This is a genomic window from Acidianus sp. HS-5, assembly GCF_021655615.1.
GTDB lineage: Archaea > Thermoproteota > Thermoprotei_A > Sulfolobales > Sulfolobaceae > Acidianus.
This window is the reverse complement of the sequence record NZ_AP025245.1, coordinates 115,298-130,779: the sequence shown is the minus strand read 5'-3', so window position 1 is coordinate 130,779 and position 15,482 is coordinate 115,298. Positions and strand designations below refer to the sequence as shown.

At 36.7% G+C, this 15,482-nt stretch carries 18 protein-coding genes and 1 pseudogene; 5 read left to right on the top strand and 14 right to left on the bottom strand.

Annotation, left to right across the window (positions count from 1 at the left end):
• Positions 1 to 560 precede the first annotated feature (560 nt).
• Positions 561 to 2,243: a PQQ-binding-like beta-propeller repeat protein gene (locus HS5_RS00775; RefSeq protein WP_236752183.1), complete on the bottom strand. Its 1,683-nt coding sequence runs from the start codon at positions 2,241 to 2,243 to the stop codon at positions 561 to 563.
• 155 nt (positions 2,244 to 2,398) lie between these two features.
• Here HS5_RS00775 and HS5_RS00770 point away from each other — a divergent pair.
• From HS5_RS00770 to HS5_RS00760, 3 genes and pseudogenes are all read left to right on the top strand, one after another.
• Positions 2,399 to 3,038 (top strand): annotated as a pseudogene (locus tag HS5_RS00770) (IS6 family transposase).
• A 181-nt stretch (positions 3,039 to 3,219) separates the two neighbouring features.
• On the top strand, positions 3,220 to 4,632 hold the full coding sequence (locus tag HS5_RS00765; protein WP_236752182.1) for a hypothetical protein: 1,413 nt from the start codon (positions 3,220 to 3,222) through the stop codon (positions 4,630 to 4,632).
• 35 nt (positions 4,633 to 4,667) lie between these two features.
• Complete coding sequence (locus HS5_RS00760) at positions 4,668 to 5,177, top strand: nitroreductase family protein (protein ID WP_236752181.1); 510 nt, start codon at positions 4,668 to 4,670, stop codon at positions 5,175 to 5,177.
• Between the two features lie 49 nt (positions 5,178 to 5,226).
• Here HS5_RS00760 and HS5_RS00755 read toward each other — a convergent pair whose 3' ends face one another.
• The 4 genes from HS5_RS00755 to HS5_RS14410 are packed head-to-tail and all read right to left on the bottom strand — an operon-like array spanning position 5,227 to position 7,566.
• Positions 5,227 to 6,321 (bottom strand): biotin/lipoate A/B protein ligase family protein, encoded by a 1,095-nt coding sequence (locus HS5_RS00755; protein ID WP_236752180.1) that lies wholly within the window; start codon positions 6,319 to 6,321, stop codon positions 5,227 to 5,229.
• A 1-nt stretch (position 6,322) separates the two neighbouring features.
• The gene (locus tag HS5_RS00750) at positions 6,323 to 6,769 is read right to left on the bottom strand and encodes a glycine cleavage system protein H (protein ID WP_236752179.1); all 447 of its coding nucleotides are present in this window, start codon (positions 6,767 to 6,769) and stop codon (positions 6,323 to 6,325) included.
• A 36-nt stretch (positions 6,770 to 6,805) separates the two neighbouring features.
• Positions 6,806 to 7,447, bottom strand: coding sequence for a CBS domain-containing protein (locus tag HS5_RS00745; protein ID WP_236752178.1), 642 nt, complete (start codon positions 7,445 to 7,447; stop codon positions 6,806 to 6,808).
• Entirely contained in the window at positions 7,444 to 7,566 is a 123-nt protein-coding gene (locus tag HS5_RS14410; protein ID WP_256445550.1) for a hypothetical protein, read from the bottom strand. Before HS5_RS14410 ends, HS5_RS00745 begins: the two co-directional genes overlap by 4 nt.
• A 76-nt stretch (positions 7,567 to 7,642) precedes the next feature.
• Between HS5_RS14410 and HS5_RS00740 the strand changes: the two genes are divergently transcribed.
• Positions 7,643 to 8,089, top strand: coding sequence for a hypothetical protein (locus HS5_RS00740; RefSeq protein ID WP_236752177.1), 447 nt, complete (start codon positions 7,643 to 7,645; stop codon positions 8,087 to 8,089).
• A complete protein-coding gene (locus tag HS5_RS00735) occupies positions 8,085 to 8,501 on the top strand; it encodes an OsmC family protein (RefSeq protein WP_236753610.1) in 417 nt (138 codons plus the stop codon). The genes HS5_RS00740 and HS5_RS00735 overlap by 5 nt, the downstream gene beginning before the upstream one ends.
• Before the next feature lie 14 nt (positions 8,502 to 8,515).
• Here the strand turns inward: HS5_RS00735 and HS5_RS00730 are convergent, their stop codons facing one another.
• The 9 genes from HS5_RS00730 to HS5_RS00690 form a co-directional block, all read right to left on the bottom strand.
• Positions 8,516 to 8,842, bottom strand: coding sequence for a hypothetical protein (locus tag HS5_RS00730; RefSeq protein ID WP_236752176.1), 327 nt, complete (start codon positions 8,840 to 8,842; stop codon positions 8,516 to 8,518).
• A 147-nt stretch (positions 8,843 to 8,989) separates the two neighbouring features.
• Positions 8,990 to 9,910: a CoB--CoM heterodisulfide reductase iron-sulfur subunit B family protein gene (locus HS5_RS00725; protein WP_236752175.1), complete on the bottom strand. Its 921-nt coding sequence runs from the start codon at positions 9,908 to 9,910 to the stop codon at positions 8,990 to 8,992.
• Entirely contained in the window at positions 9,907 to 10,599 is a 693-nt protein-coding gene (locus HS5_RS00720) for a 4Fe-4S dicluster domain-containing protein (RefSeq protein ID WP_236752174.1), read from the bottom strand. Before HS5_RS00720 ends, HS5_RS00725 begins: the two co-directional genes overlap by 4 nt.
• Positions 10,586 to 11,275: a hypothetical protein gene (locus tag HS5_RS00715; RefSeq protein WP_236752173.1), complete on the bottom strand. Its 690-nt coding sequence runs from the start codon at positions 11,273 to 11,275 to the stop codon at positions 10,586 to 10,588. Before HS5_RS00715 ends, HS5_RS00720 begins: the two co-directional genes overlap by 14 nt.
• A 46-nt stretch (positions 11,276 to 11,321) precedes the next feature.
• On the bottom strand, positions 11,322 to 12,401 hold the full coding sequence (locus HS5_RS00710; RefSeq protein WP_236752172.1) for a CoB--CoM heterodisulfide reductase iron-sulfur subunit A family protein: 1,080 nt from the start codon (positions 12,399 to 12,401) through the stop codon (positions 11,322 to 11,324).
• Between the two features lie 48 nt (positions 12,402 to 12,449).
• The gene (locus HS5_RS00705; RefSeq protein ID WP_236752171.1) at positions 12,450 to 13,784 is read right to left on the bottom strand and encodes a CoB--CoM heterodisulfide reductase iron-sulfur subunit B family protein; all 1,335 of its coding nucleotides are present in this window, start codon (positions 13,782 to 13,784) and stop codon (positions 12,450 to 12,452) included.
• Between the two features lie 122 nt (positions 13,785 to 13,906).
• Positions 13,907 to 14,740 carry a 4Fe-4S dicluster domain-containing protein gene (locus tag HS5_RS00700; RefSeq protein WP_236752170.1) on the bottom strand — a complete coding sequence of 278 codons (834 nt, stop codon included), beginning with the start codon at positions 14,738 to 14,740 and terminating at the stop codon, positions 13,907 to 13,909.
• A 71-nt stretch (positions 14,741 to 14,811) separates the two neighbouring features.
• The gene (locus tag HS5_RS00695; protein WP_236752169.1) at positions 14,812 to 15,054 is read right to left on the bottom strand and encodes a sulfurtransferase TusA family protein; all 243 of its coding nucleotides are present in this window, start codon (positions 15,052 to 15,054) and stop codon (positions 14,812 to 14,814) included.
• Positions 15,055 to 15,064: 10 nt separating this feature from the next.
• Entirely contained in the window at positions 15,065 to 15,481 is a 417-nt protein-coding gene (locus tag HS5_RS00690) for a DsrE/DsrF/DrsH-like family protein (protein ID WP_256445549.1), read from the bottom strand.
• Position 15,482 lies beyond the last annotated feature (1 nt).

Sequence of the window (15,482 nt, the reverse complement as noted above, 5' to 3'; positions counted from 1 at the left end):
GTTGCGAAATGTAAGTAATAATTCGAGTAATATTTTAACGGAATTATGAGGACGTTTAATTGAGAGAGTAAATATTGGAACTGCTCTCAAACAGTCATCAAATTCTATAAATATTTGTGAAAATATTATAATATTTATAAAAATAGTTTTCCTAATATGATCTAACTAAAAAGACATAGAAATGTGAAGAGTAAATATTGTTTTATAAAACATTTATTGTGTAAAGGTTATGAGATCCTTGTAAGTAGCCTATCAAGCACAAGCTATTTATCCTCACATCCTCTCAATAAAGAGAGCATCCTTAAAAAGGTTTATTTGAATTTGAATATAGGCAAACCCAGTAGTTAACTTGAGATAATATTGCAGAAAATTTTAGAATTTCGTGACTGCATGAGAATAGCCAAAAAACTTAAAAATAAAGGAAAGTGTAAAAACTCAGTTATTTTATCTTGAACTCTCTTACCTTAATTATTTAATCTTATAAAAGAATTGCATAGTATCTTACTATGACCTAGAGATGAGCATTAAACAGATAGAATATGTCCACAGTAAGAAAAAAGTTATACCTTTGAAAGTATTGACTCAAACAGTTGTATAAACCTAGTTAAAGAGTCCACTATCTGATGTAATATGAAATATACTTGTGATGGTTGTGTAGTAGAACCTCCTGCTGGATCATTTTGACATGATGGAATTGCAGAAACAAAGTGTGAACGATATATTTCAAGAATTGAAGTAGTATTATGAATTACGTAATATAGCGGAATTGCCTCAACATAGTTAAATGCACCATCAACAATTACCGTATTACCCACTACCAGAGGTGTATCTATTACCAGATCTTGCCCAGTAGGATATAAGTTAATGAGTTTTCCAGTTGTGGCATTAATTACTTGAATATACTCGAAGTCTGGGTTTAAAATATAACCGTCCACATAAGTCGGGCCTATTAGCCCTGGAGCACCCCTAGCTAAATGATCCTCCCAGATTGTATTTCCGTTACTTAAGTTAAGGGCCATGATTAATCCGTCTTTTCTATTATTAATGAAAACATAATGGCCTACAATTGCAGGACTCTCGCCATTATTTGCACCAGTAGGAAGAGTGTATCCGGATACGTTCCTTATCCAGATAATGTGACCATTTGTCCCGTTTAAGGCTAAGACTACTTCCCTAACTAACGTCTCATTAAATAAAGGTCCCTTGTGAATAGGATATCCAGATATGAATCCGTCCACAACGTGATCCCCAGATACAGCAATAACAGCATCACCCGGACCAGAATCATAAGTGAAAGGTAATTTTGTTATCCACGCTATTTTACCGTAAGTGTAAATACCTACAATTTGTGATATATTAATTGGATATGCCGAGGAGAAACCAGCCACAATTATAGTTCCATTAGACGTATTAACATAGTCTAAGCTTGCCATATTGGCCGTACCGAATGAGCCTAGTTTCCAGATAAGTTTTCCAGTGTCGGCATTGACTGCGTAAACATATCCGTTTCCATCATCGAAGTAAATTACGTTACCAATGATGACTGGAGTAGGCATAACCTGAGATTTCGTCTGGAAGAACCATATGGGCTTACCGTTTGTAGCATTAAGAGCCATTAGCCCAGAGAGACCAGTGAATTCTCCTCTATGACCGCCACCGTAAGCATTAAGGAGACCTTGCGAGTAAGTGAAAAATGCTCCTCCCAGACCTACATAAACCATTCCATGGTAAATTAGGGGTTGTGACATTAGCGTATCTGGCATTTGTGCGATAAATATCGTATTCCCGTTAGTCACATTTATTGCATATAACATATCGTCTGAGGACGCAACATATACTATTCCGTCTGCATAAGATGGGGGAACGGCATCTCCAGCCATTTGGACATATCCTTCCCTAAACTTAGGAGAATAGGTCTTTATCAGCTTTAACCACCCGCTTATGTTATTAAAACTGAAGGCTGGCATCAGTTGCTGATATACCCAACTAACGTTAAGATCTCCACTAACTGTAGGTATTCTGTTCTGAGAATTATCAAATAAGGTCCAAGAGCCATTTTGGACTACATGGCTATTTGTCTGGAAATAAACACATACTGGGAACCCGTCTATCCTATAAAGCACCATCTTTATACCCATACTACTTATTGCTGGCCTATAAGTACCCCATATTGCGTAACCAATTCCTATTCCAACTAAGAGGGCTATAATAATCCCCAAGGCTAATCTATATATTTCTCTCATAAAATTAGCAAAGTTTTATAAGTATAAAAATTTTATGATTTATAATATCAGTGTGAATAACAATTTTGTTAATTCAAAATAAATTTTATGAACTGTTTATGTTCTGTTAATAGAATGTGAAGTAATACTTTTTTGTGTGAGCACGGGAGTATTAGTTGGGTGATACTACGGGAACTAGGTGGAAAGTTCCCGTGCTCAACAAGTATTAATGGAGTATATTAACCTTAAGCCTATGTTTTACTCCAAGGAGGTAATAGCCTTGGCTTTGGCTAACTCTGGTTTGTCTTCTTGGAGGACTTCTTTTGCCTCATTCTACCTTGCTGCTTGAGGAAGTTGAGTTGCGTTAAGTACGTGGTGCAAATTAGTGGTTTTTATGCGGTGAATGAAACTAAAGTTATGGTAGTAGACGGGCAGTACTATTACGTGTGGATTGTAAGGTACGTGAAGACTGTGAAATACCCTTCTTCATGGTGACGAGCTCTAGGAGTGCACGTACTAATTGACGAACGTGAAGAATGCAGAGGCTGAGAAAGTGCTCAAAACGAGGATAGACAAGGTAATATACATGATGGAGCAACAATCTATAACGCGTTCACTTGGCTAAACGTGGAACACAAGAGGGTCAACGAGAGAGACTACGTAGAACAAGGCTTTAGGAGCTTAAAACACATGACATCCTCAATGGACTTTCGCTTCCCATGAAACACGAATAGGTTCACACTCAATAGGTAGATATCAGCGTTCTTCCTAGCTTATAACGCGCTTTACGCTCCAGTATATTTACCAGACATGTAAGTGATACTAAATGTAAATATTCCAAATGAATGAAATTGCTATCCACACTCAATTTTATTAGAGAAAGAAATTTATATAACTAGCTTTTAAGCATTCCAAGATCGTAGAAATAATTTAAGGTATTACTCAACATATTGGCTAATCATTATGCTTAAAAATAAGATAAGGTTAACGATTAATAATGATTGGAAAGCTGATTAAATTTGTTGTAATGTCTAGAATTCCCAAAAACTTAATTCTAATTAACGTGGTATTTACTATGCTTTATTCACTTTTAGCCTACTATTTTATTAAAACCAATTATATCTTTTTCGCTGGTTATTATAAATTTACTATACTCTTTCTTATTTCATTTTTCCTCATCATTTTACTTCTAACCGATAGGGTAAAAATCCCAAAGTCGGACTTAGATTTCCTCTTACTTCTCCCCTTTAATGATAATGAAATAATAACTTCTTTAATCGTAGGCTATTTCATATCTTTCCTAATTTTCCTTTTAACATTTTCATTCCTCTTCATACTCTGTGTTGGCTTGCTAGGACTTCTAGTTATTTCACCTCTTGCGTTACTTTTTACGACAACACCCATAGTGTTTTATAGCTTTAACAAAAAGACGAGAGTCGTCCTGGATTTGCTCATCTTATTATGGTTCTTCTCCGCATTATTCAACTTCCCTCTAAGTCCTCTTTCAATGTTCTTCGGTTATTATGAAGGCTATGTAGTCCTTTACGCTTTTGTCATTTTAATGTTCATACTAGCAATAAGAAAACCAGACCTCCTTCTCTATACGAATACTACGCTATCAACAAGCGGTGATGTTAAGAGCACAATTTCCTTCAGGTTTTCCAACCCTTTATTGCTATTTTTAACTAGAAATCTAAGAGTGATAGAAATAGGAGGAAGATCAAATCCTACGGGACAAGTTACCTTAAGGAGAGTAGAATCATGGAAGGTCTTTTCAATTTTACTAGCCATAGGAGTAATTATTTATTTTGTAATGCGCTATATCAAATACGACCTTTTACTACAGCAAAGTATAACCCCTACACTAGTTAATGCAATATATACGGACGTGTTCGTGCTTGCTATAGGCTGGACATTTATGATAGTTCTTACATCTTCAGCGTTTTTAACCGAGCCTTTATGGCTAGATCTAAGCGTAATGACACAAATACAATTTGCTAGGATTTATCTAATAAGTAAGGCATTATTAGTTTTAATATTCGCGTTACCGATAGGAGTAGCATTATTAGCACTGGGCTGTATTGTAAATGCCATGGCTTTTTTACTATTTATACCTTTAAGTTCAATAACATTCATTTCAACAATTGCTAGGTACCTTCCAGATCCTACTAGTCCCACGTTAAGTCCTATCTCAATAATTGCTGTCTTAGTAATATTTACACCTTTATCTACTATAGCAGTAATACCAGTCTTAGTTAAGGCTTCAATTATTCCACCTTATACAATATTTTACACTATTATAGCACTAGCTATTTATTATATTTCAATATCAATCCCATTTCTTATATCAAAATCATATTGGGATAGTACTATAGAAAAGATAGTGACTTCTAACTTTCCTCAAAGATAGTCAAAAATAAAAAGGTACTCGTTTCTCTTTATCCTATGCATGAAGATATACTCCAATTTCTTATGAATAGAAGGAGTATAAGAAGCTTCCAGAAAAAAGACGTTGATGATGAACTTCTAAAGAAGCTAATCTACGTAGCAAACCACGCACCAAATTCGATGAACAGAACACCTTGGAAGTTCATAATAATTAGAGATGAGCAGACAAAAGTCGAACTTTCAAAATTGCATAAGGGCGCTACTCACTTGTCATATGCTCCAGTTAATATAGCAGTTGTAGGGGAGCCAGACGTAAGTCCAGACACTTGGATGGTTGATGTAGTTAACGCTACAATGTATTTTGTTCTTGCAGCTTATGCAGTAGGCTTAGGGATAGGCTGGGTTGCAGCTTACGAAAACGAGACTGCAAAGAAGATATTAGGAATCCCAAAGGAAAAAGTTCTGGTGACCTTACTGTCAGTGGGATACCCAGACCCAGAGTATAAACCAAAGCCTAAAACAGTTAAAAAACCAGAAGAAGTAATATTACATGAAAAATGGAAGTAATAAAAATCTAACTAGAATTTAAAGTCTCATCCAGAATAATGGGAAAAGTTTAGATAATTTCCCTAACTTCAGGTTTACTTAAAATCTCCTCAAACGCCTTCTTTAAGTCATCTACAGTAAAACCGAAGATTACTGGCTTTTCTGAACTAAATACCTCGTCAATTTTTTCATTAATTTTACTAACCTCAATTCCAGTCAAGGAGTCTTCTAACCTATCTAGAAATCCTTGAGGAGACATTACGAAGAAGTCTCCTGAAACTGATACCTCATCCAACTTTTTATTAAGAATCTTAACCGTTATCCTTAGCAACTTTCTAGCCTTATAATCAACGTGACATACAGCAACAGCTGAGGAAATCTTAACGCACCTATCAGTCTTCAAGTCTGGATGTCTGTTATCTCTATAGTAAATCCATTCCTCCCTTCTCTTATCCTCAGCTAATTTATCCCAAAGTTCTATTTCTTCAGGAGTTAATGAAGATTCCTCGAATTTTATTCCTAGTTCTTTCTCATATTCTTCCTTAATTTTTCTGTTAAGCTCATTTCTGTCAGGGACGTAACCTAACTCCTTCTCCATTGAAGTTAACCATTCACTCATGTCCTTAGCAACTTTATCCCTGAATTTTTCAGAAGGTACCTTGATACACTTACTTACGAAATTCGCATCAAATGAGAGTAAGATATTTCCTGCAATTACTACTGCCTTCTCATGAGTCATTGCGCCATTTCCACTGATTTTTTTACCATTAACTACTATATCTTGGTCTCTTAGCTGAGCGTCGAGACCGTAACTCTTAATTACATTTACTATAGGAGTCAGGTATTTCTTATAGAGAGATTGTGGATCCGAAGGAGCATCTTCCTGCCTTAGTACAATAAAGAAGTCGTGCTCTCCGGGAGTTATTACAACAGTTCCGCCTCCTAAATCCCTCCTAACTACTGGAATGCTGTGCTGTTTAGTAAAATCGAGATTAACCTCAAGCCAGACTTCTTGATTTACACCAACATTGACGAAAGGTTCTTTGGCATAAAAAACCATTAATGTATTTTTACCTCCCCTACTCACATAATCGGCTACAGAAACGAAGGAAGTAACCATGTGGTAACCGTCTTGGGGAGGTAGCGCCGCAAACCTCCAGCTCATTTCAAAGCCTCTTACACGACAATTTCTCTGAGGATATTAACTCCTTTAATTTCTGTACTGCTTGATCTCCAGTATAGAGCTGCTTTAGCTCTTCAGGATTACTTACTTTCATTCTAACCAACCAACCTTGACCATATGGGTCTCTGTTAATAATTACTGGGTCCTTCTCTGCCGCTGCATTAACGTCTATAATTTCTCCTGAGACAGGAGCTGGAACTGGCCCAGCCCACTTACCGCTTTCCATTGTAGCTAAAGGCCTGCCCTTTTCTACTTTAATTCCCTTCTTCTTTATTCTAACTTTAACTATTTTACCTGCCATAGTTTGGGCTATGTCCGTTATTCCTACTAAAATTACGTCTGCTGATTCTTGCTTTGCCCAAACTGTGTTTTTACCTTCAATATAATAAAGAAGACTTTCAGGAATTTCACAGTTGGATTCGACTACCAAATCTATCACTTAAATTAACTTTACCAATTAACTATACTAAAAATTTTTCCTATGAAATTCATGAAACATTAGCTTCTTATCTAAATTATCGAAAACTTCCTTCCAAGAAATACTTCCTAATAAGACCTTGAAATCCACTACTGGAAGAAGGAAAATCGACTTTACCATTAACTTCCTAGCAGTCTCTAAAGAAGACTCTGGAGTAACCTTAAAGAACTCCTTCACTGCAAAGGTAATAACGCTCTCATTTGTTTTCCCTTCCAGTACAGCATTACCTACACCAAATAAATCCAAAATACCGCAAGGTAAACTGTCACATACAACTACAGCATATTCTTCATCCTTTTCTTTCATTTTCTGCATGACGTTAAGCACTGTCTCTTCTGGTGGGGCAACTATCGGTTCTACATCCATTACTTCACCTACCTCAATATCTTTAGCTTTACTAACTTTTATGAAATCTTTAGCATCAATTAGAAGGTTCAAAGATGGGAAAAATAAAAAATGGTATTCATAAATGAGATCATATATTTCACTTTCTCTCAGTTCTCCTTCAACTTCGTAAAAGTTCTCCTCCTTGTTGAACAGCAGACTTTTTAACGTCACTAGTTTTCTTTTTCCTCCTTCATTAACTACTGCTTTATCTACCTTATTTTTTACCATGAATTCTAGGCTCATTGTACCTTACTTATTTCTATAGTTCTGCACTGTCTTAGGCATTCTTCTACTGTAACATACTTCCACGCTGATCTTGGACTGTAACATTCTTCAATGCACGGATCCATTTTTGTGGACATTTCAGATCAAGTTATAATAAATAGAAAAGAAAAAAATCTTTACTTATATTAAGTAGAAACAGTGGTGTAATCCCCGTTGAAGGAAAAATTGGGAAAAATAGAAGTGGAAGTTAAAGGAGAAATAGAAATTAACGGAGAAACTTACAAAATTGCTGAAATACCTTCCGCAGACGAATACAAAGGTTTTCCACCCTCTTGGGAGTTCGTAAAAAATAGCATGTTAAGCTGGAAGCCTTATTTTAAGGGAAAAATGGTCGAAATAAACGGTCAATTAATTCCTGCAATAGGAAACTACTTACTTAACATGGATGAAGAAATGTATGAACTTACGATGAGAGTTTACCAAGCTTTCAAGTTAAACAAGCCCCTCCTTGAAACTAACATAAGCGTAGTAGTTACAGATCAGATAAACGAGGTTGAAAGAAGGATTGGGAAGGCATTAAACGGTGAAGAGAAAACAGCGTATTATATAAGGTATGCCGTGGAGTTAGCAATATTAAGGGATATTGGTTTAATTAATTAACATGATAACCTTTACAGTAGAGGGAAGACTGGAAGGAGATGTTGCAAAAACTTGTGTTGCAGGAAAAGAAGTTGACATAGGTTTAATGGGCTCAGATTATCCAACACCAGAAGAGATGCTATTATCCTCAGCACTTTCCTGTATGATGCTAACTATTTACTATGTAGCAAGAGAAATGAACGTAAAGGTTGATGAAGTTGAAGGCTATATTGAAGGAACTATGGATCCTAAAGGTTTTCAAGGAGACCCTAACGTTCCTCCAGGTTTACTTGAGATCAACTACTTTATCAACGTAAAAAGCAAGGATGAGAGAATAAACGAAGTTTTAGAACAGTCCATGAGGAGATGCCCTCTTAAAGATACTCTTATAAGACAAATAAAAGTTAACGTAAATTGGAAAGTTGAAAAATAAAAAAAGTTATTTATTTAAAATCCTCCTTGTTGTTTCAATTTCTTTATCTCCTCTACATCAGCGTTTACATCTGCCATGTCATCTTTAAGCTCTGGTAATGCATTAAGCTCGTTTATAACTTCAACTAATTGGTTCCAATAGGTCTTATAAATAACGTCTAGATAAAGTCTGTTTAAGGTAATTAAGTCAAGCACTACTGATAGCTTAGGTGCTATGCCCTTTTGTTCTAATAATTCCTTCTTATTTTCTAGGATATCGTTTAATTTATCTAATAAATCGTAGAGATAACTTCTACTCTGTATCATTTCTCTTTCTCCTGGTTTGAGAAGTTCTTCTGACATTTTTAATCAAATTAATTAAATAATGAACAAATTTTTAAGGTTTACCTTAGTCGGACACAGTATAAAATCTAAAACATTGTTAATGGAGTTAGAAAACAAAAAGAAGAAGAGGAAAAAGAAATATATATTATATTATCTTCGTCTCTCTCATTGCATGTATTTCTTTAAAATACTCATTGGATTAGTTAAGTTAGCAGTCAATAATGCTTCCTCTGGACTATGACCAAAAGCGAAGGCCATCAATTGCGTGAAGTATACTATAGGCGTTCTCAGATCTTCTCCGTACTTTTCAGCTATCTTATTCATATTAGTCTCTAATGCTACGCCTCCTAAAGGACAGTCTACGATAAGCATATCGGCCCCGTTTCTCCTTGCTTCCTTTAATATTCTGGCTTCTAAGTGTAGGGCAACCTCTACATCTGAATACACGTGAGGCCCACCGCAGCACATTGTTTTAGCTTCAAAAGGCACTACCTCTGCTCCTAAAGCCTTCAGTAACTCATCCATGAATATGGGTCTCTCTGGATCATCCTTTAATTTCATATATCCTGCTAAAGTATAGGGCTTAGGTCTATTATACAAGCAACCATAGTAAGGAGCTACTTTTAATCCTGTTAGAGGCCTCTTAACCTTAGCCTTTATTTTTTCAATCCCTATACTATTATAGAAATATTCAACAGCATGAATTGTCATTAACTGCATATCATATGGTTTCTCTCCCATTTTCTCTAAGTATGTATTGACTTTTTCCCTGACTTTAGGATACTTGCTCATGTAATATTGTGTTCTAGATAGAGAGTAATGACAACCTGGACAGGCTGACATTACAGTGGTGGCTCCTTCTTTTCTAGCTAAAGATAAGTTCCTCGCTGGTAGTAATAACCCTGCCATAGTATTTACATTCTTAACTTCTAAAGCTCCGCAACAGTTATAATCGTCAAGTCTCTCAAAACTTAAACCTAAATCTTCGGCTACCAGTTTTAACGAAACATCGTAGGACTTTCCTAAGCCATCTAATGCGCAGCCAGGATATAATGCTACTTTACCGTATGGATTATTGGTGCTCATTCTGGCTTCACCTCCTCTTTCATTGCTTCCTCTAATACCTCTTTTACTCTATCCCAATTCTTTACCTTATTTGGTTTTAACAGATCTTTTATTAGACCTGATTTAATTAAGGGTACGGACATTGTTATCAGATCCCTCAAACTCATAGTTACGAAACCCGCCTTAGCTGAGGCGGAGCCTAATAAAAGCTCACTTATTCTTCCCCCGTTTTTCATTACAGTCTCAAGGAATAGCTCGTCAAAAACTGTTCCGGGGTCTTTCTTAGCAAGTCCATGTTTTAATGTATAATTATGTATTGCATGAACAACTTCTTCTACCATTACTCCCTTAGGACATCTGTGAGTGCATTTCTGGCAAGATACACATCTCCATAAAGAGTTTTGAAGATCAGCTAAAGCTTGTTTATCTCCCTTCCTAGCTAAGTCTATGAATTTCCTTGGCCCGAAGTTGGGATCGTATTCCCTCATAGTGCATCCTGAAGTACAAGTGCCGCATTGCCAGCAGGCACTTATTGTAACTCCTTCTAGCGTGTTAGCTACCTCATCCCACACTGAAGGATCGTAGCCCGTTTGTGTCCTCTCTACTAAGAATGCATTCCATGTTCCGTCTAATTCTACACCATCTACTACTACTTTTTCCTTTTCAATTACGCCTTTAATTATAGGTTTTTCCAACTCAGGTATTGGCAATTTTGATCACCTTAAGATACGGTTTTAGCCCTAATACGAGGGCTGTTGTGGAGAGGTGTGTAGGGATTAACCCGGCGGCCTTTTTATCAACCGCCAAATGGGTTGTATAGTCTAAATACCTAACATATGCGTAAACTAAAAAAACTGAAGTGACGTAATATTTACCCTTAGAATCTAAACCGAATATTTCCAAGACATTCCTTAGCTCATCTATGGCTGAAAATAACTCCTTCTCGTCATTTATTTTAACGTCGTCTTTTATAATATAGTTTATTGAACCGGTTCCTCTCTCCTTATTCCATATCCATCTAATCCAGAGAGGATATTTCTCCGGTTCGAGGAAATGAATAATCTCCTTAGCCATGTCCTCTATATCTGAACTTTCTCCACCTTTAACTACGGATTTGAATCTCTCAACTCTCTCATCATAAGAGATTGAAGAATCTTTAAGTTGAGAGAAGGCTGAAGATAACTCTGGAACGGAAGTTTTAGAAATAACATCTGAGAAGTGCTTTCTAACGTAAAATATGGAATCGAATAATTTCCTTGCATTCTCTTCTGTTGAAATATCAAGTGAACGTATTGTTTTACTCTTCAGTTCCATAGCCTCTAGGATAGTCTGTAAAGACTTTTTCGCATTCCCCGATACAGTATTATTTACATCAACATCTAACATAGCATTAAAAATTTCTCTTACGTAATCAACATTTAAAAAAACAGTATTAATGATGTACCACCTCAACTTTTACGGGCTCTTCCCATACTCCTTTAGTTATATACTCATAAGCCTTCATTGCTGCAGCTTGCCCTTCGGTTATTGAATCTGAAATAGTCTTTGGACCTGTTATTGCTCCGGCTAAGAATATTCCTTTCTTTGTTGACTGTACTGGAAGCCTATCTGGATCTAAAGGCTTAACGAAACCGTGCTCCTCAAATTCCAAGCCTAAAGCTTTAGCTACTTGCTTAGAACCTAAACCTAATTCCATACCGTTAGCTAATATAACCATATCGTAAGGAACTACTAATGCCCTGTTTAAGTTCATTGTATCCTCTCCTTTAATGATTACAGTATCATTTGGACCTCTCATAAATTCTGAAATTCTACCCCTTATGAATCCTACTCTGTACTCTAACTGAGACCTCCAATACAATTTATCTTCCATTAATCCATATGTTCTTATATCCATGTAGTAAATGTGGACTACTGCATCTGGAATCCTTTGCTTAATTTCCATTGCTTGTTTAATTGATACCGCACAGCAAACTCTGGAGCAGTAAGTATTTCCTACTGTGGCATCTCTAGAGCCTACACATAATAAGATCGCAACTCTCTTTGGAGGAGTTCCCTTTGTTGTAACTACCTTATTCTCTGAAAGCATCTTCTCTATGTCTGATATTTGATAAATGTTAGGAATTATTCCATAACCGTACTCGTATTTTCTCCTAGAGTCGAAGTGCTCGAAACCTGAAGATGCTATTATTGCACTTACTTTCTCGGTAGTAGTTTTTCCTGACTTATCTTTTATTGTAACTGTAAAACCTTTGCCTTCTGGCTTTACTCCCTCAACGATGCTTTCCATATATTTCTTCACTCCTTCAGCAGATTTTACTAATGGATCAATAACTTCTGAAGCAGGTCTTAATTCTGGGAATAGTAAGCTGTACTTTAATTTCTTAGGAGTTCCCCCTAAGTATGATTCTTTTTCTACTAAGACTACATCAACACCCATGTTTAGCAGTTCCTTAGTTGCAGAGAGTCCTGCGGGCCCAGATCCTATTACGAGAACTTTTTCTCCTGCCACTTTTCTAACCCCTTAATTTATTTAATAAAATTAATTAAAAAGATTTGCTTAACTTGATTTCGCAGCTTGTGAACTTTCTCCTTTGTACCACTTTACTCTTTCTGGTACTGATAAGTAGAAGTCGATCTTTCTGTGAGGCTTATATAAATACTCTGGTTCTGCTTTTCCTTCTCTTAGATCTGCTAAGTATTGTATGAATTTCTCCTTGTAGTCATCTACTGGAACTCCTATCTTCCTTAAGAAGCCTTCAACATCAGTTGCGTGCCAGTGTATTTGAGCTATCTTGTAGGGATCTGCACCCATAGCTATTGCTGCAAATTGTGCATCTGCTAATACTGGTAAGTTGTAATTAAAGCCGTGTGCTTTTCCTGCCCACTGACTCTTGTCTAAAGTTGTTACACATCCCGTATCGGAAGTAACGAATACGTCAGCGTGAGCTTCTTCTACTGCAGGAATTACTTTCTTGAATAGCGCAAAACTCCTTGAGAACTCTCTCTCAGTCAATATGTGTCTAAATCCGAAACCGCAGCAGTCCCACCAAGTTGAGTAATCAACTATCTTAGCTCCGAAGTTCTGTACTGTGCCAGTAGGCGCTGCAGGTCTTCTTCCTTGCCATACTTCTGGATCGTATATGGTATCTTCTGGGACTAACTTGTAAACGTGGCAGGGAGTGTGAACTGCCGCCTTAATGTTACTTAAATCGTACTTCTTCTGTTGTGCAGCCTTCTTGCTCATTGTATATAACCATTCCGAATAGTGAACGACTTCTTCAGGAACTACTATATCCATTCCTAGTTTTCTCATTATAGGCCTTAGTTTTTCTCTTACCTCCTTGTGCAATATTATCATATTCCTTACTTCTTTATAGTGACCGAAGGAAGTACCACAGTGAATTAACGGGAAGTAATCTATTTCATAAGCCCTCCACATGTTCCTTACATAAACTCCAGATAAAGCTACTGGATTGGAAGCTCCAGAGGCGTGATAATTCCAACCTGTACAAGAAGTCTGATGTGGTTCATCCATATAATCAATTTCCATTTTATTCATCATCCAAAATACTGAAGTTGGATAACCAGGAATGTGGCCGCACTGTCCACAGCTTTTATGGTTCCATAGTCTGTTAGTTGGAATTGTTTTAGGAAAACCGTTTAAAGATTGCATCTTTATTGGGTTATTATAAGGCTTAATATGATGTACTATAATTTCTCCTTCATCTTCTAATTTTTCCATCTCTTCTTTTACGTGTTGTAAACCATGTGGAGTGCTATACCTATAAATTATTCTTTGATATACTTCGTTCCAGTCTACCGTATCTGCGTAAGGGAAGGCATTCTTAATCTCTTCTTGTAACTTTTTATCTACATTTTCTTGTTCTGACATACAATTCTCCCTTTAACTATACATTTGTTAGAATGGAATAAAAACTTTACTTATTAAACATTTTATGAAACATAGAATAAGTTTTCTAAAATATCGTAAATTGCACAAAAAAGAAAACTATCTTAAAGATCTAACCAGCTGTCTGGAAGATCTTCTTCCTTAAGTTCTCCCTTCTCCCATTTCTCCTTAATTTCGTCTAATTGTTGTTTCCTTTCGTCATATATGTCCGCTATCATATCGTACAGATCAGGATCAACTTTCTTTATAGAGTCCATTACTCCAGACTCAAACATTATAGTCATCATTTCAACTGAAGTTTGAAGTGAAGGATGCCATCCGACGTCAGTTCTTTGCATTAAATCCACTGGAATAGCTTTCCTGTAAACATCCATGTTCTTAGATTCTTCTACTGCTTGAGGTCCCCAGTCGGGAAATGCATCAGGCTGAATCATATCTGGAGTTACTTGGTTACCTAAAGTTAACACTGTGTACAAGACCCTTCTGTATGGGGCTAGGATCTCTTTAGCTGAAGGTAATGCGAACTGTACTGCGTACTCCCTTAAGAGCATTATTAATCCTGCAATCTCGTTATTGAAGGGACATCTCATAGAACACGTGTAGCACTGCACACATGCCCAGACTTTCTCATTCGTAAACTGCCATATTTTGTCTGCTTCATCCCTCATCATGTATTGGATCATTTCCCTTGGTCCAAAATCATAGAACTTTGCAGCAGGACATCCTGAAGTGCAAACTCCACAGTTCAGACAACCTCTTAAGGACTCATTAAATCTGAAATCTGATTTGACAGTCTTCCAGAATTCCTCAGCTAATTGCCTTTGATCCGGAGGTAGTGTGTCTAAGTCCCTTTGTTCTTCTGTCAGAGCTCCCTGCTCTTGATAAGACATATCAAGAAATCTTGGGTCGTCCGGTAATTGTAGAACCCTAGTTGCCATTTAACCCACACCTTTTACTTCTCAAAAGAGACTTATAAGTTTTGTTTTAAAAAAATGTAAAATTAAATAACTTACTTCATCCTTTTAATTAACGCCCTAAGTACTCCGTTCTCTTGCTTTATGTCGAGTATTTGATTCCCTGTCCTTCTTGCCCATGCTTCTAAATCTGACTTTGCGGCCGGGTCTGTAGCATAAACCTCCAATACCTCACCAACATTTATCGTCTTTATTGCCTTAGCAGTCTCTAAAACTGGTCCGGGGCAGAACATTCCCTTTAAATCTAGAGTTTTAGTTATTTTTGCTTCTTGTGACATTTTGGTCACCTTAAATGAATAATGTAGTTCCTCCTTCCGCTCTATCTAGGAATGTTGCAACTCCTACCACGTCGTCAACAAAGTCAGCTAAATCTTCCCTCTTTATTCCGAAGAATTCCATTGTAGTTGAGCAAGCGTAAACTTTTACCTCACCCACTTCCTTAGCCTGCATAACTAATTGATCCCAGCTTGGATATTTCATTTCCTGCATTCTCTGCATCATAACTGGACCGAACTGTTCATAATTCTTATCAATGGGCTGAGGCTGACCTATTGATTTCTTAGTTATTGCTTGAAGCCCCCAGAAAGTGAAGAATAGATTTACCTCATATCCCGCAGCAGCTGCGCCAGAAGCTAAAATACCTACTGGCATTAATTTATCTGCCGTTCCTGAGAATACGATTAATGATAGCTTTTTACTGCCCAAC

What these genes read in the sequence shown, in the direction of transcription:
- HS5_RS00775 (WP_236752183.1), bottom strand. Translation starts at nt 2,243, where the DNA reads ATGAGAGAAATATATAGATTAGCCTTGGGGATTATTATAGCCCTCTTA.
- HS5_RS00765 (WP_236752182.1), top strand. Translation starts at nt 3,220, where the DNA reads ATGATTGGAAAGCTGATTAAATTTGTTGTAATGTCTAGAATTCCCAAA.
- HS5_RS00760 (WP_236752181.1), top strand. Translation starts at nt 4,668, where the DNA reads ATGCATGAAGATATACTCCAATTTCTTATGAATAGAAGGAGTATAAGA.
- HS5_RS00755 (WP_236752180.1), bottom strand. Translation starts at nt 6,321, where the DNA reads ATGAGCTGGAGGTTTGCGGCGCTACCTCCCCAAGACGGTTACCACATG.
- HS5_RS00745 (WP_236752178.1), bottom strand. Translation starts at nt 7,447, where the DNA reads ATGAGCCTAGAATTCATGGTAAAAAATAAGGTAGATAAAGCAGTAGTT.
- HS5_RS14410 (WP_256445550.1), bottom strand. Translation starts at nt 7,566, where the DNA reads ATGTCCACAAAAATGGATCCGTGCATTGAAGAATGTTACAGTCCAAGA.
- HS5_RS00730 (WP_236752176.1), bottom strand. Translation starts at nt 8,842, where the DNA reads ATGTCAGAAGAACTTCTCAAACCAGGAGAAAGAGAAATGATACAGAGT.
- HS5_RS00725 (WP_236752175.1), bottom strand. Translation starts at nt 9,910, where the DNA reads ATGAGCACCAATAATCCATACGGTAAAGTAGCATTATATCCTGGCTGC.
- HS5_RS00715 (WP_236752173.1), bottom strand. Translation starts at nt 11,275, where the DNA reads ATGTTAGATGTTGATGTAAATAATACTGTATCGGGGAATGCGAAAAAG.
- HS5_RS00705 (WP_236752171.1), bottom strand. Translation starts at nt 13,784, where the DNA reads ATGTCAGAACAAGAAAATGTAGATAAAAAGTTACAAGAAGAGATTAAG.
- HS5_RS00700 (WP_236752170.1), bottom strand. Translation starts at nt 14,740, where the DNA reads ATGGCAACTAGGGTTCTACAATTACCGGACGACCCAAGATTTCTTGAT.
- HS5_RS00695 (WP_236752169.1), bottom strand. Translation starts at nt 15,054, where the DNA reads ATGTCACAAGAAGCAAAAATAACTAAAACTCTAGATTTAAAGGGAATG.